This is a genomic window from Wolbachia endosymbiont of Oryzaephilus surinamensis (assembly GCF_025617515.1).
Lineage (GTDB): Bacteria > Pseudomonadota > Alphaproteobacteria > Rickettsiales > Anaplasmataceae > Wolbachia.
This window is the reverse complement of record NZ_CP092526.1, coordinates 1,405,936-1,428,513: the sequence shown is the minus strand read 5'-3', so window position 1 is coordinate 1,428,513 and position 22,578 is coordinate 1,405,936. Positions and strand designations below refer to the sequence as shown.

General features: G+C 34.6%; 17 protein-coding genes. 10 read left to right on the top strand and 7 right to left on the bottom strand.

Going from position 1 to position 22,578, the window contains the following annotated elements; all coding sequences use genetic code 11:
• Positions 1–42: 42 nt before the first annotated feature.
• A complete protein-coding gene (locus tag MJ631_RS06630) occupies positions 43–1,038 on the bottom strand; it encodes an NAD(P)H-dependent flavin oxidoreductase (RefSeq protein WP_214303224.1) in 996 nt (331 codons plus the stop codon).
• Positions 1,039–1,043: 5 nt separating this feature from the next.
• Positions 1,044–1,565: a cytochrome b gene (locus tag MJ631_RS06625; protein ID WP_214303225.1), complete on the bottom strand. Its 522-nt coding sequence runs from the start codon at positions 1,563–1,565 to the stop codon at positions 1,044–1,046.
• A gap of 233 nt (positions 1,566–1,798) precedes the next feature.
• Between MJ631_RS06625 and MJ631_RS06620 the strand changes: the two genes are divergently transcribed.
• The gene (locus MJ631_RS06620) at positions 1,799–2,971 is read left to right on the top strand and encodes an NADH-quinone oxidoreductase subunit D (protein WP_214303450.1); all 1,173 of its coding nucleotides are present in this window, start codon (positions 1,799–1,801) and stop codon (positions 2,969–2,971) included.
• Positions 2,972–2,989: 18 nt separating this feature from the next.
• Here MJ631_RS06620 and recJ read toward each other — a convergent pair whose 3' ends face one another.
• Positions 2,990–4,729, bottom strand: coding sequence for a single-stranded-DNA-specific exonuclease RecJ (recJ, locus tag MJ631_RS06615; RefSeq protein WP_214303226.1), 1,740 nt, complete (start codon positions 4,727–4,729; stop codon positions 2,990–2,992).
• Between the two features lie 666 nt (positions 4,730–5,395).
• Here recJ and miaB point away from each other — a divergent pair.
• Entirely contained in the window at positions 5,396–6,718 is a 1,323-nt protein-coding gene (gene miaB / locus MJ631_RS06610) for a tRNA (N6-isopentenyl adenosine(37)-C2)-methylthiotransferase MiaB (RefSeq protein WP_214303227.1), read from the top strand.
• Between the two features lie 64 nt (positions 6,719–6,782).
• Here miaB and MJ631_RS06605 read toward each other — a convergent pair whose 3' ends face one another.
• Positions 6,783–7,016 (bottom strand): hypothetical protein, encoded by a 234-nt coding sequence (locus MJ631_RS06605; protein WP_246485242.1) that lies wholly within the window; start codon positions 7,014–7,016, stop codon positions 6,783–6,785.
• Positions 7,017–7,154: 138 nt separating this feature from the next.
• On the opposite strand from MJ631_RS06605, the gene ileS reads away from it, so the two are divergent.
• Positions 7,155–10,325 (top strand): isoleucine--tRNA ligase, encoded by a 3,171-nt coding sequence (gene ileS / locus MJ631_RS06600; protein ID WP_214303228.1) that lies wholly within the window; start codon positions 7,155–7,157, stop codon positions 10,323–10,325.
• A 44-nt stretch (positions 10,326–10,369) separates the two neighbouring features.
• Entirely contained in the window at positions 10,370–13,144 is a 2,775-nt protein-coding gene (locus tag MJ631_RS06595) for a hypothetical protein (RefSeq protein WP_262986287.1), read from the top strand.
• On the opposite strand, the gene pheT is transcribed toward MJ631_RS06595, so the two are convergent.
• A complete protein-coding gene (gene pheT, locus MJ631_RS06590; RefSeq protein WP_214303230.1) occupies positions 13,141–15,480 on the bottom strand; it encodes a phenylalanine--tRNA ligase subunit beta in 2,340 nt (779 codons plus the stop codon). The genes MJ631_RS06595 and pheT overlap by 4 nt on opposite strands.
• A 112-nt stretch (positions 15,481–15,592) precedes the next feature.
• On the bottom strand, positions 15,593–15,862 hold the full coding sequence (locus tag MJ631_RS06585; RefSeq protein ID WP_010402566.1) for a hypothetical protein: 270 nt from the start codon (positions 15,860–15,862) through the stop codon (positions 15,593–15,595).
• 208 nt (positions 15,863–16,070) lie between these two features.
• Here MJ631_RS06585 and MJ631_RS06580 point away from each other — a divergent pair, with 208 nt between their 5' ends.
• From MJ631_RS06580 to MJ631_RS06555, 6 genes are read left to right on the top strand one after another with little or no spacing between them, the layout of a single operon-like run.
• The gene (locus MJ631_RS06580) at positions 16,071–16,796 is read left to right on the top strand and encodes a F0F1 ATP synthase subunit A (protein ID WP_007302047.1); all 726 of its coding nucleotides are present in this window, start codon (positions 16,071–16,073) and stop codon (positions 16,794–16,796) included.
• 59 nt (positions 16,797–16,855) lie between these two features.
• Positions 16,856–17,083, top strand: coding sequence for a F0F1 ATP synthase subunit C (locus MJ631_RS06575; RefSeq protein ID WP_006014985.1), 228 nt, complete (start codon positions 16,856–16,858; stop codon positions 17,081–17,083).
• Positions 17,084–17,086: 3 nt separating this feature from the next.
• Positions 17,087–17,566 (top strand): F0F1 ATP synthase subunit B family protein, encoded by a 480-nt coding sequence (locus MJ631_RS06570; RefSeq protein ID WP_214303231.1) that lies wholly within the window; start codon positions 17,087–17,089, stop codon positions 17,564–17,566.
• A 7-nt stretch (positions 17,567–17,573) separates the two neighbouring features.
• A complete protein-coding gene (locus tag MJ631_RS06565) occupies positions 17,574–18,050 on the top strand; it encodes a F0F1 ATP synthase subunit B family protein (protein ID WP_010402542.1) in 477 nt (158 codons plus the stop codon).
• A gap of 5 nt (positions 18,051–18,055) precedes the next feature.
• Positions 18,056–19,645, top strand: a complete 1,590-nt coding sequence (locus MJ631_RS06560) for a glycosyltransferase family 2 protein (protein WP_318032086.1) — start codon at positions 18,056–18,058, stop codon at positions 19,643–19,645.
• Positions 19,627–20,622 carry a COX15/CtaA family protein gene (locus MJ631_RS06555; protein ID WP_012481867.1) on the top strand — a complete coding sequence of 332 codons (996 nt, stop codon included), beginning with the start codon at positions 19,627–19,629 and terminating at the stop codon, positions 20,620–20,622. The genes MJ631_RS06560 and MJ631_RS06555 overlap by 19 nt, the downstream gene beginning before the upstream one ends.
• Here MJ631_RS06555 and MJ631_RS06550 read toward each other — a convergent pair.
• Positions 20,605–22,575 carry an acetyl-CoA carboxylase biotin carboxylase subunit gene (locus tag MJ631_RS06550; RefSeq protein ID WP_012481866.1) on the bottom strand — a complete coding sequence of 657 codons (1,971 nt, stop codon included), beginning with the start codon at positions 22,573–22,575 and terminating at the stop codon, positions 20,605–20,607. The genes MJ631_RS06555 and MJ631_RS06550 overlap by 18 nt on opposite strands.
• Between the last annotated feature and the right edge of the window lie 3 nt (positions 22,576–22,578).

Genomic DNA, 22,578 nt, shown 5'->3' with positions numbered 1-22,578 from the left:
TTATAGCAATTTGCTAACTATTTTCTTTGCTGATTACTGATTTTACATTTCAACATAATTGCTTGCCTGTTGAACTAACATATCTATCACTTCTTTTACAGGCTTTTCTCTATCAACCATGCCAACACTTTGACCGGCCATTAAAGATCCTGTTTCAACATCTCCATCAATTACTGCCCTTCTTAAAGCTCCAGCCCAGAACTTTTCTATTTCAAGCTGCCCATCTTCTTTTGAGATTTCTCCATTTTGATATTTATCAATAATGTCTCTTTGATGCTCCATAAAATCGTCACTTGCTTTGTTAACTATAGCCCTTACTGGAATTACAGGGAAATCAGCACTAATCTGCACAGAAGATACAGCATTACGCGCAGCTGATTTGATGAATACTTCTTTAAAATTTTTGTGAGCGATTGACTCATTCGTGCAGACAAATAATGTACCTATTTGACAGCCACTTGCTCCCATTTCTAGGTAGTTCACTATCATTTCGCCTCTTCCTATTCCACCTGCAACAAACACCGGTGTTTTCTCATTTTTAAAATGAGGTAATATCTCTTGTGCGAGAACAGAAGTGCTAACAGGACCGATATGTCCTCCTGCTTCCATACCTTCTATTATTAACGCATCTACTCCCATTTTTACTAACCTTTTCGCGAGGCTTAATGCTGGTGCAAAACACATAACTTCAATGCCCGCACTCTTGATTTTTTCTATATTAGGCTTCGTTGGTAGTCCACCGGCAAGCACTATATGGCTTACTTTCGTTTCAATGCACACATCTATCAACTCACTCAACTTTGGGTGCATAGTAATTAGATTTACACCAAATGGTTTGTTAGTTAATTTCTGTGTCTCTATGATTTCTTTTTTCAGTAAGTCTGGAAACATTGCACCGCAAGCAATCACGCCAAATCCACCAGCATTTGAGATTGCTGAAACTAAATTTCTCTCTGAAACCCAGCTCATAGCACCACCCATTATGGCAAATTCACTACCAAGAAAATTCGTTCCTTTTTTCCAGAGGCTATTTAACATACAACCTATATCATACGTTTAAAAATGTTTTGTTTATCTATAAATGTGTGTTTTAAAGCACCAATTATATGCAAGGCTATAAAGAGTATCATAAAATATGCAAGTATCGAGTGTAACTGATTAGCTGCACTAGCTAGATCTTCATTATGGTTAATTAATAAAGGGATATGAAAAAAATATTTGATCTCTTTGCTAGAAGCAGAAGACATGACATAACCAGATAGTGGCATTAGCACCATCAAAGCATATAAACCAAAGTGTACCGTTTTGCTCGCGTTGATTACAAATCGAGAAAAATTGGCTGGTAATGGCGGAACATAAGTAAAGACGCGAAAAAATATACGTACTATAATTAATCCAAGAACGGTGATGCCACAAGCCTTATGAATAGCGTATATGCTGAATTTAATTTCACTGCTAATCGGCAAACTTTTCATGTACAGTCCAGAACAAAGCATACCAATAATAAGAGCAGACATTAACCAATGAATGATCCTTAAACCTAAACTATATTTATTGTCTTTCATTAATTTTGATTACTCTAAAGTAGAATTTATATAGTAGAAAAACTATTTCTCAATCAAAATTATCTATACATAATTTCGCTGCCTTGATCAACATAAGTGCAATAATTGTATGTGACACATAAACATTGTCTATCAGATCATAAGGAGATGGTGAACTTTTTGAGAGTTTTTCTATTGTATTGACTTTAAACACATTTTATCCTATACAACTTTAATATCTTAAATTGCCAAATATGCCTGATCTAAAGACAATGATGTTAAACTTTGGACCGCAGCATCCAGCTGCACACGGGGTGTTACGTCTTGTTTTAGAGATGGATGGTGAAGTGATCGAGAGGGCAGATCCCCACATTGGACTTTTGCATCGCGGCACTGAGAAGTTAATAGAACATAAAACGTATCTTCAAGCTCTGCCTTATTTTGACCGCCTTGATTATGTGTCGCCAATGTCACAAGAGCATGCATATTCGTTATGTGTAGAGAAATTATTGCAGTGCGAAGTTCCGATTAGGGCAAAATATTTGCGTGTTCTATTTTGTGAGCTGACAAGAATACTAAATCATTTACTAAATATCTCTTCCCAAGCGCTTGATGTTGGGGCGATGACTCCTCTTTTATGGCTCTTTGAAGAGAGAGAAAAAATACTCGAGTTCTATGAAAGGGCCTCAGGTGCAAGATTTCACGCAGCTTATATAAGGCCAGGTGGACTTGCAGCAGATATCCCAGAAGGTTTGATTGAGGATATTGCAAAATTTATAGCGCAATTTCCAAAGTATATAGATGATGTTGATGAACTTTTAACGGAAAATAGGATATGGAAGCAACGCACTGTAGGAATTAGTGAAATATCAATAAAACAGGCGCTTGATTGGGGCTTTAGTGGACCAATGCTCCGTGCTGCTGGACTTCCTTGGGACTTGCGAAAAAGCCAGCCATATGAGATATATGATCAGTTAGATTTTGATATACCTATCGGCCAAAATGGTGACTGTTATGATCGTTATTTAGTAAGAATGGCAGAGATTAGGCAGTCTGTTAGCTTGGTGAAGCAATGCATAGAGAAAATGCCTGAAGGGCCAATAAAAACTGAAGATAGAAAGATCTCTCCACCGCCAAGAGCAGAAATGAAAGAATCTATGGAGGCTATGATTCATCATTTTAAGCTTTATTCAGAAGGATATCATGTGCCAGAAGGTGAGGCATATGTGGCTGTTGAAGCGCCAAAAGGTGAGTTTGGAGTATATATAGTTTCAGATGGTACCAATAGACCTTATAGATGTCGAATAAGAGCACCTGGCTTTGCGCATTTACAGGCCTTAGATTTCATGGCAAAAGGACACATGCTTGCTGACATTGCAGCAATTATCGGTTCACTCGACATAGTCTTTGGTGAGATTGATAGGTAATTATTTTAAAATAGTAAATCAACTAATGGTCAATACATCCTCTATTAAAAACTGCACAAATTCATTTCCATTCCAATAATTCATAGAGATTTTACCTAAAATTGATTTAACATTTCCCTGCATGATAGCAGAGCCAAGCTCAGTATTTGCAGAGCGAAACGCAATAGCTTTTACCATAACATTATCATCAGCAATAAAACATTTTATATGATCAACTCCTATAACTTCCGGCTTTCTTATCTTTGCTCCTTGGATGATAAATCTTGGTTCAGGATTGCCAACACCAAATGGCTCTAAGCGTTGCAATTGATTCCACAAGGATAAGTTTATTGCTTTAGCTGTTACTATGCCATCGGCTTTTATGATTTTGTCATTTGTAGAGTTTGCAAATCTTTCAGTAAAAAAATCATATAGATCACTTATTTTACCTTCCTCAATCGAAAATCCTGCTGCCATACTGTGACCACCACCTTCAATGATTAGGTTGGTAAATTTTGCAGAAAGAACCGCAGCACCAATATCTACTCCAGAAATTGATCTGCAGCTTGCTTTTCCTATTCCATTATTTAAAGATATTACTATCGTTGGTAAGTGAAATTGCTCCTTTAGTCTTGATGCAATGATACCAATTATTCCTTGATGCCAATTGCCACTTACCATTATAAAATTTACACCCAATAAGGTAAATTTTTCTGCCTGTGTTGTAGCTTCCAAAATAGCCTCATTTTCTAACACTTTCCTTGCATTATTTAAATCTATTAATTTTAGCGCGATTGAATGCGCCTCTTCTTCATTATCAGTGGAAAGCAACCTTGCACCGAGTGATGCTTCTCCAATTCTTCCTCCAGCATTTATACATGGCCCAATGTTAAACCCTAACCGTGAAACACTTGGTTTTTCAAGGATTCCCAAAGCGTCAAACAAAACACGTAAGCCAACATTTTTTCTTGCTGACATAACTTTTAATCCTTGTAAAACAAAAGCCCTATTTAGGCCTGTAATCTGCATAACATCGCAAACAGTTCCAAGAGCAACCAAATCCAGTAGATCAAATAAATCTGGTTCTTTTTTGTTGGTAAAAAATCCTTGCTCACGTAGGCTTCTATTAAGAGCAACAATTAGCAGAAATGACACTCCAACTGCTGCAAGATTAGTATAAGGAGAGCTCTCATCAAGGCGGTTGGGATTAACAACTGCTGCAGCACTTGGTAATTTTTCTGTACCAAGGTGATGATCGACAACTATAATATCAAGTCCAAAGACCTTTGCCTCTTCTATCGGTTGATATGCAAGCGTACCGCAATCAACAGAAATACATAAATCAATTCCGTTCTTTTTAAGTTGTAATAAAGCATCTGTGTTCAATCCATAGCCCTCATCAACACGATCTGGAATATAGATTATAGAGTGTGTTCCAATCGCTCTTAGGTACCTATTAATCAATGCTGATGACGTTGCACCATCAACATCGTAATCACCAAATATTGCAATATTCTCATTATTGTTTATTGCTTTTACTATGTGAGAAACAGCTTTATCCATATCAAGGAGGTGAAAGGGATCTGGTAATAGCGATCTGATTAGTGGGTGTAAGAAGTCATGTGCATTTTCTATGTTAACACCACGAGCAACTAATATTCTTGCTAATATTTCTGGCAACTCAAATCTCTGTATAAGAGTAAAAATCTCCCTTTGATCTGCTTCTTGTAACTTCCACAGTGCATTTGTTATGCTGCGTTTTTCAATATCAAGTAGCATATTTTTTGTAAATAAAACTACTTTACCAGAACTTTTACGTTTGTTCTATAATTGTGTTAGACTTCTGTATAACCTAAAGAAAGATATAGGAGAGTGTCACTCGAAAGGAATCACATTTATTTTGACAAAGAGCATCTGTAAAATCTGATACTTCTTCTTGCATAACATGCTCTTTAATTAGTATTATATCTATATTAGAATATGAGTGTGAATATTATATTAGTGTAATTACTTTTTGGTATACATAACAAATTTATGCCTGGAAACAGTTTTTGGTTACTCAAACCTTTTCTACCTTTATTTCATATTCTTTAAAGTATTTTTTGCACTTTCTTTATAAAAACCATAGGTACCAATCGGTTTTTAGCTTAAGAATAAAGGTTAAGTATCTGGAATTCTGGACATAAAATCCTCCTGAAAAATTAGAAAGAAAATGCAGCGCATATACAACAGAATTTGAACACGTGCTGAAGAAGATACACTACGTTTTTTTTTGAAAAATTGACTGAAAAGTCTGCAGACTGAGATAGATTTTTGAGCTCTTAAAATACCCCTACTGTCAGAGTAAGGAAAGCGAGAAGGTTTGTCAAGCAATCTTTATTGGCTGTTGTACTAGAATTCAGTTTTTCGTATAATTTGCTAGAATTTGTGTGAAGAATTTTAAATATGAAAGGCCTATATATTAAAACTTACGGCTGTCAGATGAACGTTTATGACTCCATTTTAATGGAGAATATAGTTAAGCCTTTAGGGTTCAACGTTGTTAGTGATGCAGAACAAGCTGATTTGGTGATATTAAATACTTGTCATATTAGAGAAAAGGCAGCAGAAAAGCTTTACTCAGAGCTTGGAAGAATCCATTCATCACAAAAAAATAAGGAAATGACCATAGTGGTGGCTGGATGTGTAGCGCAAGCAGAGGGAGAAGAAGTGTTCAGAAGGGCTCCTTTTGTTGATATTGTTGTTGGTCCGCAGAGTATTCCTGCTTTACCGGAGTTGATAGTCAAAGCAAGTAGAAGTAAAGGTCATGTAATAAATACTGATTTTCCAGAAGTTGCAAAGTTTGATAAATTGCCGGATGAATGCTATGGCAATAGCCAGGGGTCTTCTGCGTTTCTTGCCATACAAGAAGGTTGTGATAAATTTTGTACGTTTTGTGTGGTACCATATACACGCGGGGCTGAGTATTCACGACCAGTAAATGAAATATTTCGTGAAGCATTGAATTTGGTTAAAAACGGAGCAAAGGAAATTACTTTACTTGGTCAGAACGTCAATGCTTATCATGGAGAGTGCGAAGGAGAGGTGTGGGATTTAGGAAAATTAATTAGTCACATTGCTAAAATTGAAAAGCTAGAAAGAATCCGCTACACAACTTCTCATCCAAGAGATATGCACGAATCTCTCTACTTGGTACATGCGGAGGAATCAAAACTCATGCCGTTTGTTCACCTACCTGTGCAGTCAGGTTCGAATAAAATATTGCATGCAATGAATAGAAAACACACGGCAGAGGAATATTTGGGAATAATAGACAGATTGCGCAAATTGAAACCTGAAATCGAATTTTCTTCTGATTTTATTGTTGGTTTTCCTGGAGAAACTGAAAAAGATTTTGAGGAAACTATGAAGTTAGTAGAAAAAGTAAAGTACGCTCAGGCTTATAGTTTTAAATATAGCCCAAGGCCAGGAACGCCAGGGGCGGAAAGAAAAGATCAAGTACCAGAAGAGGTTAAAACAGAGCGTCTTCTTCGTTTACAGGAATTAATTAGCAAGCAACAACTTGAATTTAATCAGAGTATGATAGGAAAAACTATTCCTGTTCTATTCAGTGATAAAAAAGGTAAACACCAAAATCAAATTATTGGTAAAAGCCCATACATCCAATCAGTATGCGTTGATGATCCTGACGACAAATACAAAAATAAAATAGTAAATGTAAGGATATTGGAAGCTAGGCAAAATAGTTTGTTGGGATGCGCTGCCTAATTAGAGAAAAGTGTTCCCATGGTCTCATGTAGAAGCACTTTGTGTGTTTTTATAAGTTTATAAGCTATCTAGATTTAATCCTTAAGGGACTACAACTCTCTGTTACGCAATCATATGAGACTTGATATAATAGATTTGCGGGATTTTTTTTCTTTTCCCACTTATAGTGTACCTTTTTAATCTTTCCAGAATTATTATATTCATAGGAAACTGATTCCCAAACAAAGCTGCTTTTACTATTATTTTTGTTAGCATCATGAAATTTCTGATAAGGCCAACTTCTATTGTCTTTATTCATCTTTAACTTAAGTAAATAAGTCTGATTTATTAATATGCTGTATAATAATGTCAATACCTATCTATGTTTATAGAAACAGAGTTTTTGAATTTGTAATTTTCTGGAAAGCTCTATATTCTTTGATTTTATCCAGTTAAAATGAATATGAAGTATTATCCTGATACAAGCAGCAGTCCTGATTTTTCATTGCTAGAAAAGGAAATCATAAAATTTTGGCAGGAAAATAAAATTTTTGAGCAGTCAGTCGAGAAACGTTCCAAGGATCATTGTTTTGTATTTTATGATGGGCCTCCGTTTGCAAATGGACTTCCGCATTACGGACACTTGCTTACTGGTTTTATAAAAGATGCATTTGCAAGATATCAAACTATGCTGCAAAAAAGGGTTGAACGCAGATTTGGTTGGGATTGCCATGGGCTACCGGCTGAGATGGGCGCGGAAAAGGAACTTAGAATATCTGGTAGAACTGAGATAGAGAAATTTGGCATTGAAAAATTCAATAATCATTGCCGTACTTCTGTGATGAAATTTTCATCAGAATGGGAGAAGTATGTAAATAGACAAGCAAGATGGGTAGATTTTCACAATGACTATAAGACTATGGATAAGTCATTCATGGAGTCGGTCATGTGGGCATTTAAGCAGCTTTATGATAAAGGTCTGGTGTATGAATCAATACGCGTTGTTCCCTATAGCTGGGCGTGCGAAACTCCACTCTCTAATTTTGAAACAAGGCTTGATAATGCATATAGAGAAAAAATTAGCAAAGCTGTAACTGTTGCTTTTGAACTTTTAGAAAATCCAAAGCAATTTAAACAAAAATGTAGATTACTTGCTTGGACTACAACGCCTTGGACGTTGCCGAGCAATCTTGCACTGGCAGTAGGGGAGGATATTGAGTATTGTATGGTGTTAGTAAATGGTGAAGTCTGCATCTTTGCTGAAAGTTATTTAGAGAAATTTGTCAGCCACTGTGAACAAAGCAATATTCAATATGAAAACTGTAATACAAAACTTAAAGCGAGTGATCTTGCAGGTCTTTCCTATAAACCACTGTTTGATTACTTTAAAGATACAAAGAATGCGTTCCGTGTTTTCATTGCTGATTATGTTACAGGAGAAGATGGTACTGGTGTTGTGCACACTGCTCCTGGATTTGGTGAAGAAGATTTTTACCTTTGCCAAAGCCATGATATTCGAGCTGTTTGTCCAGTTGATAACGCTGGAAAATTTACTACTGAAGTTTCAGATTTGGCAGGAGTTCATGTTTTTGATGCCAATGATACAGTAATCAAGAAATTAAAAAGGCAGGGGAGCTGGTTTAAAACTGAGCAATATATTCACAATTATCCACACTGCTGGAGAACTGACACTCCTTTAATCTACCGCACTATGCCTTCTTGGTATGTTGCTGTGACAAAGTTTAAGGGAAGAATGACAGAGCTAAATAAGAGAGTTAATTGGATGCCAAATCATATAAGAGATGGTCAATTTGGAAAATGGCTTGAAGGAGCGCACGACTGGTCTATTTCACGCAATCGATTCTGGGGTACTCCAATTCCTGTGTGGAAATCAGACGATGCAAAATATCCAAGAGTGGATGTGTATGGCTCAATAGCAGAACTAGAGCGAGACTTTAATGTTAAGATAGATGACTTGCACAGACCGTTTATCGATACTTTGACGAGACCAAATCCTGATGATCCAACAGGAAAATCAGTTATGCGTCGTGTGCCTGATGTGTTTGATTGTTGGTTTGAGTCTGGCTCGATGCCGTTCGCGCAAGTTCACTATCCGTTTGAAAATAAAGAATGGTTCGAGAAAAATTTCCCTGCGGATTTTATCACTGAATATATAGCACAAACAAGAGGATGGTTCTATACGCTTTTTGTGCTTTCCACTGCTTTATTTGACAGTGAGCCATTTAAGAACTGCATATGCCACGGTGTGGTTCTTGATGTGAAAGGGCAGAAATTATCCAAACGTCTTAATAATTATGCAGATCCAATGGAGGTTTTTGACAAATATGGTTCTGATGCGCTGCGTTTTCTTATGCTGTCTGGTTCCATTGTCTGCGGTGGTAATTTACTACTCGACAAAGAAGGAAATTTAGTGCGTGATGTTCTGAAAAACGTAATAAAACCTATTTGGAACAGTTATCACTTTTTTACTATGTATGCAAATGCAGATGGAATTAAAGCTGAGATTTGTCAAGATTATCAAAGTACTATTGATCGCTACATGATTTCAAAATGTTTTGAAGCTGTGGAAGGCATCCAAGCTTCTATGAACAACTATAACTCCCAGGAGGCTTGCAAAATCCTGACAGATTTCTTTGAAGTGCTAAATAATTGGTATATTCGTCGCAGTCGTGAGCGTTTTTGGAAAAATGATTTAGATCAAGACAAAACTGATGCTTATAATGTTCTGTACACAGTTTTTTATTACATGCTTCGAGCTGCAGCTCCTTTGTTGCCACTCATAACAGAGACTATATGGCAAGGGCTTCAGTACAAAGAAACATCTGTTCATTTGGCTGATTTTCCACAATCAGATAGATATGACAGTGAACTCATTGCCAAGATGGATTTGGTAAGAGAGATATGTAACTCTGCATTATCCATCAGAAATACGTTTAACATGCGCATCAGGCAGCCACTTGGCAGTATGACCATTTATCATAGGTCTTCCTGCGATTTCCTTGAAAATGAATATCAAGAGATAATAAGAGATGAGGTGAATGTAAAAGAACTAGAAATAGTAAGTGAGTTGAAAGAAGTTGCGTCACTAGAGCTAAAACTAAATTTTCCGCTACTTGGTAAGAAGATTCCAGATAAAATCAAGAAACTAGTTCAATATGTCAAAGAAGAAAAGTGGAAGCAAATTGAGAATGAGCAAATATTTCTGGGGGATGAAACAGAGAACTATACTATAGAAAAAGGTGAATATGAACTATTGTTAAAAGCAAACAGTGAATATTCTTCTGTATTTGATGACAATAAAGGGGTTGTTATTCTGAGCACTGAGCTCAATGACGAACTAATTCTAGAAGGACTCGCAAGAGATGTTGTGAGGCTTATTCAAGAAACTAGAAAGCAGGCTGATTTCCATATATCAGATAGAATCAGAGTAATAATCAAAGCAGAAGATGAGAAAGTTAAAGAGGCAATAAACAGGTGGGATGAGTATATAAAAGAGCAGACCCTTGCCTTATCTTTGGACACTAATAAAGAGATCGAGGCCGATTTCTATTCTAAGGAATACCAAGGTTTGACAGTTGGTATTAAGTTAATAAAGTTGCAAAGTTAGTAATGTTTATGCTATACTTAAATTACCTTAAGTAGGGTGGTGATATGAATCAAGTTGTTGCAGATGGTCATAGAGAAGTTATTGATTTAAATAACAACAGTGATGGTTCAGGTAAAGTAGAATCTATTTCCAATGTTGCTTTGGAAGAGGAAGAAGAGTTTTTTGATGCTATGGAAGATGTTTCTAATGTAGAAGAAGGGAATGATTTAGGTCTTGCTAATTCAGAAGAGGAAGAAGAGTTTTTTGATGCTGTAAGTAAGCAGGATTGGTTAATTAAACAAATAGCTGCTTTTAATGTTCCGCTCAGTATATTCCATTATAAGGATTATGACTCTGACTTTTTTACCTCTTGGTATAATATGTCAAGCGAAATATTGAAAGAGATAAACAGAGCTTGCCCAGAGAAGAAAGTATTAAATTTAGCTCTGTCAGTTTTAATGCTCCCTTATATTGCTTTTACTGCACTGGGGTTAGTCATATACAGTAGATTTAAAGCAAATAGCAAGACACAAGAAGGTGTAGTGGAAGATAAGATAAAAAAGAGTGAAACAGGTGTGCCAAAAAGATTGGCATATGGCGCTCTTGCTGCAATGGCAATTTTTGTTAATGTGACTGTGCTTGTAGCCTTAATCGTTCCTGCAACAGTTGCTTTGGCTACTTTTTATCTTTTAAATAGAGAGTTATCTCACTCTTTAGTTACTGCTCTTAAAATAAGTATGGGGCAGTATTCTAATAAGCACCAAAATATAGAGGTATCTTTTCATGAAATGGAGGTTTCTGAGTCAAGCATTGCATATGATATGGAAATAAAGTTTCCACCGCAATTTAAACAATTACTTAAAGATTTATGCGAGAATGAAGATAATAAGTGGTTTAATGTGACACGAGATTCAGAGCATAATACCATACTGAAATTATCAGCTAATATCAATTTAAAAAATGGTCTTCAGCCCTTGCGTAATGAGATCGGAAGTGTAATTGCAACTTCGATTCAAGAATGCGCAAGAACTATGGAAGAGCTGGTGAATCTAGAAAAGAAAGATATTACACATGATAAACTGAAGGAATTATTGAGTAAATTCAGGCTGAAAGTGGTGAGTAGCATAGATTCTAAGTTGACAACTCACTTAATAGAAAATGCTTATCAAGTTGCTTTTATACAAGCAATTAAGTTTCAGCAAAATAGACGGGGAAAAGATTTTTCACTGGAGGATGAGCTAAAAAATACTTTAGTGAAACAGAAATTAGAAAGTCAAGGTAAGGAATTACCAAATGAGAAAGAAGTGATAATCAAAGATTTGAAAGAACTAAAAATAAAGGAGTTACTTAATTTGACTGATGAAGATGATCGGCTAGAGTCCCTTATGAAAGTAGATGATATAAGTGATGATGCACTTCCTGTATTTAAAGCAAAATGGAAACAGCTTATAAAAGAAGGGAAAATAGCTGAAAGGACAATAATTAATACTTATGAAGATATGTACCCTCAAGAAACAAAGAAAGCTCTAGATAATGCTGAAAGAGAGATTGAGGATTTAAGAGAAATAGTACAGATAAGATATAATGGTGAAAAATTAAAAGAGATGCATAAAAATAGGAAAAACGGTAACTTAAAAGATGGTGCTTTAAAAAGGAAATTAGAAGATTTTTTTAAATTTGAATATGATGGTCAAAAAGTTGAGGAAATGCTAATAGAATCGAGAATAAGGACTATTCAAACTCTACCGAATAAGTCAGATAAAAAAATAAAGCAATGTGAATTAAATGAAATAAGGATTTCGGGTAAAGTGAATGATTTTGTAGAAAATGTGTATTTAGAAATAACGAAATGTAAAATGCTAAATTTATTTAGAGGTCAAGCAAAGGGTATAGAGAATTCATGTAAGTTATTAGAAAGGGAGGCACCAGATCTAGTAGAAAAGATTAATTCACATCGAGTGAGAATTGAAAAATACTTAAAAAGACCTGAAAAACCTATGCTATTGAGAAAAATAATAGAAGGGAGTAAGGATTTAAATAAGTACTTAAAAGATGAGCAAGAGAGAAGAGGAGAAAAGCATCCAAATACAAAGCTAGTACAGAAGCACTTAGAAAATAACAAAGAAATTCTAAAAACATTAGAACAGTTGAAATTGGAAGAAAAAGGATTATTGATAAATGAAAAAACAATAAATGATTATAGAGAAGAACTAGAATCTCGTGAAAAAATAAAATTTGCAATAATAGAAGATGATTTACTGAAGGCGTTCGAGCATGAAACTTTTAACGAAGAAGCAATTAAGAAGTTACTAGAGAGAGCAGAACTTGAGTACTATTTGGCAGAAAAGTGCATAAAAAGTCCTGTGATTAAGACAAAAGACAATATCAAACATTTTTGTCAAGATTTATTGTCTCCTTTAATAAATAGGTTGGTGGAAAATATAGTAAATAATGTACCAAAAAGTGATAAGAGTTCATGGCTGCAGCCTATAAAAGCTATTAGGACAGGCTTGGGATATATTCAAACAGGTCTTGCCGTTGCAATGCGTGGGGATAAGAGCACAGAAGGAAAAGCGTTGAGTGTGGCACATGATACTCATAAGGAAGTAGAAACATTTCTTCAACATTTTCAATCAAGTTATGAGGAAGTAGGAGTTTTTTTGGGTAATTTATTTTCTGATGATGGAACGACATTTAAAAATGATGTATGGCCTAAAGTAGAAGAGCATTTGCATGGAATGTGGGATAGGTTTTTCAAGGATATTGAATTCAAGATAGGAAATAAATTGGATGAAGTAAACGTGACACAGCAAAATCAGGAAACGGCGATTACGGCTTAATGATGAGCTCTCAAAGTTCCTTCAGTATTTTCACACACTAAGTTGACTATCATATTTGATTCTTTTTGGATTTCCTCTTCAGTTAAAGTGTGAGTTGGAGAGCAGAAAGTAACTGAAAATGCTATAGACATCTTATTCGATTCTATATTGTTTCCATGATATACATCAAATATCAAAACTTCTGTGATGAGCTCTGAGCTTTTTTTCACCATATTGATTATACTGCCTGCTGCTACATCTTTATTTACAATAAATGCAAAGTCGCGTTTTACACTTTGATATTTATAATCGATAAATTTTTTTCTACTTATAGGTAAATTTTCGATATTTTCTAATATCAACTCAAAGCCTACAATTTTTTGTTTGATGTTAAAAAAATCCAATATACTCGGATGCAATTCTCCAAAATAACCAACTATTTTACTTCTAAAAGATAAGGAGCCTGATTTTCCTGGGTGATAATATTCTTTTTCTGCTCTCTCTATTGCTAAATTATCACAATTGACATTAAAAAGTTCCAAAGCTGTTATGAGGTCAGCCTTTGCGTCAAAAATATCTATTTTCCTATCAGTGTTATAGTGGTTTTTCGGCGAATTATTTCCTGATCTAATTCCACTTAAAACGTACTTAGACTGAGCCTCACCATTATAAATTGGTCCAATTTCAAAAATTGCGAGATCAGATATCCCGTGAGCAATATTATCTGCAGTGACTTGCAACAAATTTGGTATGACACTTGGCCTCATTATATTGAAGTTATTATTAAATGGATTATCGATAATGAATAACTTATTCAAGTAACCAAACTTTTCAGCTGTTGATTCACTCATAAAAGACCAAGTTATCACTTCATGAAACCCTCTGCTTGTCATTAAAATGCGCAAATCATCTTGTGTCTCTTCTTCTACTGTAACGTCTTCTGCTAGTTGCTCTTCCTTTATTTTATCATAGCCGTATATTCTTACTACCTCTTCAACTAAGTCAGCAGGTATGGTTACGTCCGGTCTCCAGCTTGGTACTTGTATATTCCAATTACCTTCGGTTTTTTTATCGATACTAAACCCTAGCTTTGTTAAAATATCGAATACCTCATTAGGTGATGCAGATACACTTCCAAGTTTGTTTGCATTCTGATAATCAAAATTTATCTTGGTATAAGCCTTATTCAAATTGCCAGCAGACACTATGCTTGACACTTCTCCGCCACATAAATCCAAAATCATTTTGGCTGCAAGATTGAGTCCATCAAGGGTAAATTCAGGGTCAATTGAACGTGCAAATCTGTAACTTGAGTCTGTGGAGATGCCTAGCTGCCTTGAAGATTTAGTGATGGAGATGGGGTCAAACCAAGCAGACTCTAAAAAGATATCAGTAGTTTCAAGTGTACATTCGCTATACTTGCTGCCCATAATTCCAGCAATTCCATGAACATTTTTATCATCAGAAATAACGCTTATGTCTTTGTTTAATAAGTACTCTTTATCATTTAAACCAATAAATTTTTCTTCGTCATTTGCTTTGCGTACTATGAGCTCTCCTTCTATTTTTTTTGCATCATACGCGTGCATCGGGCGCCCGAAAGATATCATAATGTAATTAGTAATATCAACTATTGCAGAAATGGAGCGCATTCCTATCGATTCCAATTTATCTTTTAGCCATTTTGGACTCTCTTTATTTTTTACATTAGTGATATATACTCCACTAATAAAACTCTCCCCATCGATGACTTTGACGTTTATTAGTGAGTTCATAGAAGCGGTAAGTTGTGGAATGATTAAAGTCTTTAACGTTCCAATTCCAGTTGCTGCTAGATCACGTGCTATTCCATAAACACCTAAGCAATCTCCACGGTTTGGAGTGATGTTTATGTCAATTACAGGATCGCAATTGAAAAATTTATCTCCTGTTTTATAATCATCAGAAAGCTCGATTATTCCTTCACTTTCATCTTGAGTCAGCGAAAGCTCAGAGGCAGAGCAGAGCATCCCTTCACTTAGCACTCCTCGTATTTTTGTAGGCTTAATTGTAAAGTCGCTTTCTGGCAATGTGCTACCAAGAGATGCAAGTACAGTCTTCATGCCTTCTTTAACATTTTTTGCTCCGCAGACTATCTGCAGAACTTTACTTCCATCATTTACTTTACATAATTTTAATTTATCAGCATTTGGATGAGGTGCGACTTCTAATACTTCTGCAACAACAAACCCGGCCAATCTGGAATTGTCGATCACATTCTCTACTTCCAACCCTATGTGAGTTAATTTATCAATAATTTCCTCTAAACTAGCATTGGTTTCTAAGTACTCTAATAACCAAGATAATGTGAACTTCATTTATTTAACAGAAAATAAAAAAGTTATTGTAATGTAAAATATAATGATTTTAAAGCTTGTTGTAGTGAGTAGCTTCTCTAATTGTAAAAAACGAAGGAGAAGCCTACTTTTTCTACAAAGAAAGAATTTTCTTTATATCACCTTTGCAGTCCATTTCCATGCAGAGTTGAATGTTCATATTGTGATCATCTATATGGAAATTATAAATGTAAGCATCACCAGTGAAATTTCCTATAACATCATGGCTTTCATTTAGCATTTCACCTGCCATGTGGAAAAGACCAGTGTCTGAGTTAGAAGAATAATCTGTAAACTTGATGTACCCGTTACCACATTCCTGTTCTAAATTTAAAGGTGGATTAGTAAAATCTATTTCGTTCATAATTGCCTCATATTAAAACTAAATTATAGTTAAAATAAGATGTTAAGTCAAGAATTTAGAATAAGATTGGTAGCTGACTATAATTTGCATTTTAATTGTATATTTTGTTAATATGTTAATAATACAGAGCTCCTTATATTAATTCTTGACTTTATTCTATAAAATTTATACTTTATTTACTGCTGCAGTTTAAGTATACAGGGTCAAAATGGCGTTAAATCCGCTAGAACAATTTAAAGTATATACAATAATAGAACTACCAAAATTATTTGGGTATGACATAAACTTTACCAACTCATCTCTTTTTATGATGATCTCGGTGATATTAATGGTACTGTTTTTGCTCCTTGGAATAAGAAAAGGTGCAGTAATACCAGGATATTTGCAAGCTGCAGTTGAATATGTATATGATTTTGTTGTTTCAATAATAGAAAGTAACACTGGAAGCAAAGGTTTGGAGCACATTCCTTTGATATTTACAGTATTTATTTTCATTTTATCGTGTAATTTAGTTGGTGTTCTTCCTTATAGTTTCACAGTTACAAGTCATGTGATAGTTACCTTCGCTTTATCAATGGTGGTTTTTACTTATATAACGATTGTTGGGTTTAAAGAAAGAGGAGTAGAATTTTTACGCATATTGCTACCAAAAGGAACTCCTTCGTGGCTTGCACCTATAATCATCATTATTAAATTATTTGCTTATTTAGTAAGACCGATTAGTTTATCAATAAGGCTTGCAGCAAATATGATTGCGGGTCATACAATCATCAAAGTGATAGCAGGATTCGTCATAAATATGAACATATTTTTTACACCTGCACCTTTTTTGTTTATAATTGCACTAATAGGATTTGAAGTATTTGTTGCAGTTTTGCAAGCTTATATATTTACTATATTAACATGTGTATATTTGTCAGATGCAGTAAAGTAATTGACTTCCTTGCAGAATATTTTACAATTATATTATAAAGAAATAGTTAAAGGTAATATATGGATTTAGTGGCTTTAAAATTTATAGCAATTGGTTTGGCTGTATTTGGAATGCTCGGTGCTGGTTTAGGTATAGCTAATATCTTCTCTGCTATGTTAAATGGGATTGCGAGAAATCCTGAGTCAGAAGGTAAAATGAAAAGTTACGTTTATATTGGTGCTGCCATGGTTGAAATCATGGGGTTGCTTGCGTTTGTACTTGCAATGTTATTAATATTTGCTGCTTAACAGATGCCACAGCTTGATGTTTCAACTTTCTCTTCTCAAATTTTTTGGTTTTTAATTTTTTTCTCTTCACTTTTTTTTGTAGTCAGTTGTTTGTTTTTACCGAAGTTAGATGAAATAATAAGCACTAGAAGTAAAGAAGTGTTAGATTCATTTAATAGTTCTATTCACCTTTTAAGACTTACAGAAGAGCAAATTGCCAAGTATAATGCAGCTTTAAATCAAGTTAGAGTACGGGCAAAAAAAATCATAGATGATGCATTTGCTCAAGTAGAAGAAATGAGAGCGAGTGTTAAGAATATATTAGAAGAGGAAGACAAAAAAATAGTCAAGCTTGTTGAAGAAAGAGTGGCGAAATTTAAATCTAAGCATATTAGTGAGTTAAAACAAATGGCTACTAGTATTGCTTTAATTTACTACACTAAGTTAACTAATTCTGAAATTGAAGAGGAATTTGTTGCTGACTTGGTGTCCAAAGAATTTTAGGGTTTTTATGTCTACATTACTAGTTATAAGCCTTGCTTTTTTAGTAGGTTTTATCCTCTCATATAAATTGCTAAGGAAGGTAATAAAAAACGCGCTTAACAATAAACGTAACAAAAGCAAGTTTTCAAGTGAAGAAACTGAAAAATTTAGAAAAGATATGTTGGAGTATTACAAAAAATCTTCTGAAAAATACAAAAAATTAGATGCAGAAGTTAACAAAATGATGAATGAAGCACTTGATAAGGCTAATAGTATTATTAAGCATAATAGACAGCAACTCGATCAAACGTTAGATGAAAATTCCCATTCTAATTTGAAGAAAGTTACTGACCAAGTTGAAAAAGCTCTTGGGGATTTACAAGCTAACACAGCGAGTATAGCTGCTGATGCTGTAAAAAAAATAATGCATGAACGTAAAGATGATAAGCGTAGTAGTGAGGTTATATCTTCGTTTTCACGTGACTTGAGCAAAAAGTTGCATTAAGTTTAATGCCTGTACTTCAAACTGATAATGTAGAAAAAATTAAATTTGATTCTAGTTTATGCAAAGAACAAGAGAAACTTTTCTACTATAGGTTTAATATAATTCCTTGGCAAAAATTAAATGATACTACTTTTTTTATGGTTGAAGACATAAGCCAAGATATCAACCTTTGGGTCGAATCTCATTACGGTATTGAATATGTATTGATAAAAGTAGATAGCAAACAGATTTTAAATCTTCTTAACTCACACTTTGGTATTTCAGAATTCGCAAGTAACTACCTATATTATAAGAATCCTAATTTTTCAGCTAAAAGCATTAGGCTGAGTTCAATCTTTTTTTCCTCTTTCTTTGTTGTGATTTCGACTTTAACACTGACAAAAAAATATGCATATTTTGCTTTGATGTTGATATTTATAATCGGATGTTCTAGTTCTTTATTCAAATTTGTAACTAAAATTTTTGGCTTGCGTAAAATTTCTAACCAAAAAGCAGATTATGATAAGATGAATGAACCTATATATACTATTTTATTGCCTGCTTTTAAAGAGAATGCGGTTATAAAGCAATTGATTAAGAGCATTGAAAGTTTGGATTATCCAAAATCAAAATTAGATGTAAAGCTTGTGATAGAGAGCGATGATCAAGAAATGTTGGCAGCTATAGAAAAATGCACTTTACCACAGTATTTTGAAGTAATAAAAGTGCCTCATTCTCTGCCTAGAACAAAAGCTAAGTCATGCAATTATGCTATGAGCTTTGCTAGAGGAAAGTATGTGGTAATATATGATGCAGATGACAAGCCAGATCCGTTGCAGTTAAAAAAAGCACTAATTGAATTTAATAAGGGCGACGAAAAGTTGGCTTGTGTACAGGCGAAATTAAATTACTATAACTTTGGTTGCAATTTTCTTACAAAATTCTTTTCTCTTGAGTATATGAACTGGTTTCAATATTTTTTGCCTGGATTTCAAAAAATGAACATGCCAATACCTTTGGGTGGTAGCAGTAACCATTTTTCAGTGGAAATTTTAAAGAAAGTGCTTTTTTGGGATGCTTACAATGTCACTGAAGACGCTGACCTTGGTTTGAGACTTGCGCAAATGGGATATAAAACCAGGATTATTGATTCAGAAGCATTGGAAGAATCACCAACTACTGTGTTTGCTTGGATCAAACAAAGAGCACGCTGGATTAAAGGTTATATGCAAACTTATATCGTTCATTTAAAAAATATAAAATTACTTTTTAAGCACACTGGGCTTAAGGGAGTTTTGCTATTAAACCTTTTTGTTGGTTCCTCAGCTTTTATATTTTTCACGACTCCTTTTTTGTTACTTTCATTGGTGCTGACTCAAATTTTGAATGAATTATTCTTATATTATTTTATAATAGTATACGGTATTAACTTGATTTTTTTGATAATAGCTATCAGACAACAAAAAATGCCTTTTTATTTTTATATAGTATCAATATTTTTTCCCGTCTATAGTCTACTACATAGCGTTGCAGCTTTTCTCGCTTTGTGGGAATTTGTTATTCACCCTCAGCAATGGAATAAAACTCAGCATGGATTATGGAAGCAAAACCTGTAGCTATTTGGCTTTTTCTCTGCTCTCTCATGGTGATTTGCATGGTGGGAATTGGTGGATTTACCAGACTTTCAAAAGCAGGATTGTCAATCACGGAATGGAAACCAATTACCGGAACATTGCCACCGCTGAGTGAACAAGACTGGCTAAAAGAAAAATCAAAATATGAAGCTACACCTGAATATAAAGCATTTAATTATGGTATGAGTATGGAAGAGTTTCGCACCATATACTTAATAGAATATGTGCACAGGTTAATTGCAAGGCTGACAGGTTTAGTTTTTATCTTACCATTTATATACTTTACACTAAAAAAAAGAATACCTAAAAATGCAGTAATAAGGTTATCTACAGCACTATTATTTGGAATTTTACAAGCTTTTGCCGGTTGGTATATGGTTAAAAGCGGTTTGGTATCTAATCCTCATGTTAGTCACTATAAGCTCGCACTTCACTTACTGCTTGCGTTGGTTATCTTTGCATTATTGTCATATCAATTTTTTGATTACCAAATCAAACCAAAACAGATAATTAAAATTAATAGCAACATTACATGTTACATATGGATAATTTTAATCCTAGTGACAGTACAAATAATCTTCGGTGCATTTGTTGCAGGGCTAAATGCTGGTTTAATTTATAATACCTTTCCACTAATGGATGGACAAATTGTTCCGGAAGATTTATTTTACTTACAGCCTGCTTGGCTAAATATCTTTGAAAATAGAGTAACAGTGCAATTCATACACCGGGCATTGGCATTGCTGATATTAGTTCTGACAGCAATACTCACAATAAAAAATGCCAGTATAAAACCATTATATGTTATGCTATTCTCCGTCATCATTCAGGTAATTCTAGGAATAGTCACTTTGTTGCTGCATATACCAATGGCTATTGCTATAGCCCATCAAATGTTTTCATTTATCTTATTTGGATCAGGTTTATACTGCTTGCGTTATTTAAGAAATCAGATCTAATACCAAATCACCAGCATGTATATTTTTTCCTTCTTTAACAGGGATATTTTTTATCACCATTTCTGATTCAGCACATATTATATTTTCCATTTTCATTGCCTCCACAACAAAGAGAGGTTGTCCTACCTCTACCTGATCTCCAGCATTGACGTGTAATTTAACCAATAAACCGGATATTGGAGATTTTACAGCGTCTACTGAAATCCCTTCTGTTTTGTTGTTTAGCATTAATTTGCTTAGTTCAGCTACATGAGGTTTCAATACACAACATTTAGCTTTCATACCTGCGTGTCTTATAAAGTATTTGCTACCTTGCCTTTCTATTTTAAGTGCTATATTGGTATCATCATTAATTGTGATATATAGTAATCTGTAACTTGATTTCCACTTACCCACCACGGAGTATTTATTGTGGTTATATACTGTTGTTAATGTGTTATCTTGATACTTTGCATTTACGGAGTACTCATTGTCATCTATTTTCACTATGAATGCTTCGTCTGTTGACTTACTGTAATACTTTCCCTCATTTTCTAAGTGAACATACAGTGCAGCAAAAATAAATATTTTAATATATTCCTCTGTGATAAAATCGCCTTGAAACCCACTAGGATAATGGTCTGGAATGAATCTTGTGTGGAGTTTTGCTGCAATAAAGTTTGGATGATGGAAAATGGATTCTAGAAATTCTATATTATTTGTTACTCCTTCTATATAACATTCAGACAATGCTTTTTGCATTCTGCTGATTGCTTCTATTCTATCTTTTCCATAGGTTATAATTTTTGCAATCATTGAGTCGTAGAACATGCTGATTTCTGAACCGCTAGCTACTCCATCATCTATTCTTACATCATCTGGTTTGTCGTAATATTTGATTCTTCCGCTGGAAGGAAAAAATCTCTTTGATGGATCTTCAGCGCAAATTCTGCTTTCTATTGCAGAGCCAATAAGTTTAATATCATTCTGACCAAATCTTAATTTTTCTCCGCAAGAAATTCTGATCATCTCTTCCACTATATCTATTCCAGTGACAAATTCTGTTACTGGATGCTCAACTTGTAATCTCGTATTTACCTCAAGAAAATAGAAGTTTTGGTTCTTATCTACAACAAACTCGACAGTACCTGCTGAAAAATAATCAACTTGCTTTGCCAAAGAAACACATTGAGCATACATTTTTTGTCTTACTTCTTCACTAATAAATGGGCTTGGTGTTTCTTCTATTATTTTCTGGTTATTCCTCTGTACCGAGCACTCTCTCTCCCCAAGACACACTATATTGCCGTATTTATCTGCTATGATTTGTATTTCAATGTGTCTTGGCAGCTCTATATATTTCTCTATAAAAATACTGCCATCTTTAAAACTTTTCTCTGCTTCATTTGTTGCTGATGTAAATGCTAGTTCAATTTCTTTTTTGGAATATACAATTCGCATTCCTTTGCCACCACCACCTGATGCAGCTTTGAGCATAACGGGAAAACCAATCTCTTCAGCAACGATGGCTGCGTGGGCAGCATCTTCGATCTTACCCATATATCCTGGCACTACATTTACTCCAGCTTTTCTTGCCTCTTCTTTTGCTGTTATTTTATTGGCTGTAACTTCTATTGTTTCTGCACTTGGACCAATGAAATCTATGTTATGTTTTTCCAGAGCACGGGGAAAATCTGGATTTTCTGCTAAAAACCCATAGCCAGGATGAACCGCCTCGGCACCTGTTTCAACTGCTACTTCGCATATTTTTTCGATATTTAAGTAACTAAGATAAGCAGGCGAAGGGCCAATGTGCCTTGACTCATCTGCTTGCTTTACATGCACAGAATTTGCATCTGCATCTGAGTACACAGACACACAAGATATGCCCATCTTGTGCGCAGTTTTGATTATTCTGCAGGCAATCTCCCCTCTGTTCGCTACTAAAATCTTACTATACTTCTTTCTTATCATCTT

What these genes read in the sequence shown, in the direction of transcription:
- MJ631_RS06630 (WP_214303224.1), bottom strand. Translation starts at nt 1,038, where the DNA reads ATGTTAAATAGCCTCTGGAAAAAAGGAACGAATTTTCTTGGTAGTGAA.
- MJ631_RS06625 (WP_214303225.1), bottom strand. Translation starts at nt 1,565, where the DNA reads ATGAAAGACAATAAATATAGTTTAGGTTTAAGGATCATTCATTGGTTA.
- MJ631_RS06620 (WP_214303450.1), top strand. Translation starts at nt 1,799, where the DNA reads ATGCCTGATCTAAAGACAATGATGTTAAACTTTGGACCGCAGCATCCA.
- recJ (WP_214303226.1), bottom strand. Translation starts at nt 4,729, where the DNA reads ATGCTACTTGATATTGAAAAACGCAGCATAACAAATGCACTGTGGAAG.
- miaB (WP_214303227.1), top strand. Translation starts at nt 5,396, where the DNA reads ATGAAAGGCCTATATATTAAAACTTACGGCTGTCAGATGAACGTTTAT.
- MJ631_RS06605 (WP_246485242.1), bottom strand. Translation starts at nt 7,016, where the DNA reads ATGAATAAAGACAATAGAAGTTGGCCTTATCAGAAATTTCATGATGCT.
- ileS (WP_214303228.1), top strand. Translation starts at nt 7,155, where the DNA reads ATGAATATGAAGTATTATCCTGATACAAGCAGCAGTCCTGATTTTTCA.
- MJ631_RS06595 (WP_262986287.1), top strand. Translation starts at nt 10,370, where the DNA reads ATGAATCAAGTTGTTGCAGATGGTCATAGAGAAGTTATTGATTTAAAT.
- pheT (WP_214303230.1), bottom strand. Translation starts at nt 15,480, where the DNA reads ATGAAGTTCACATTATCTTGGTTATTAGAGTACTTAGAAACCAATGCT.
- MJ631_RS06585 (WP_010402566.1), bottom strand. Translation starts at nt 15,862, where the DNA reads ATGAACGAAATAGATTTTACTAATCCACCTTTAAATTTAGAACAGGAA.
- MJ631_RS06580 (WP_007302047.1), top strand. Translation starts at nt 16,071, where the DNA reads ATGGCGTTAAATCCGCTAGAACAATTTAAAGTATATACAATAATAGAA.
- MJ631_RS06575 (WP_006014985.1), top strand. Translation starts at nt 16,856, where the DNA reads ATGGATTTAGTGGCTTTAAAATTTATAGCAATTGGTTTGGCTGTATTT.
- MJ631_RS06570 (WP_214303231.1), top strand. Translation starts at nt 17,087, where the DNA reads ATGCCACAGCTTGATGTTTCAACTTTCTCTTCTCAAATTTTTTGGTTT.
- MJ631_RS06565 (WP_010402542.1), top strand. Translation starts at nt 17,574, where the DNA reads ATGTCTACATTACTAGTTATAAGCCTTGCTTTTTTAGTAGGTTTTATC.
- MJ631_RS06560 (WP_318032086.1), top strand. Translation starts at nt 18,056, where the DNA reads ATGCCTGTACTTCAAACTGATAATGTAGAAAAAATTAAATTTGATTCT.
- MJ631_RS06555 (WP_012481867.1), top strand. Translation starts at nt 19,627, where the DNA reads ATGGAAGCAAAACCTGTAGCTATTTGGCTTTTTCTCTGCTCTCTCATG.
- MJ631_RS06550 (WP_012481866.1), bottom strand. Translation starts at nt 22,575, where the DNA reads ATGATAAGAAAGAAGTATAGTAAGATTTTAGTAGCGAACAGAGGGGAG.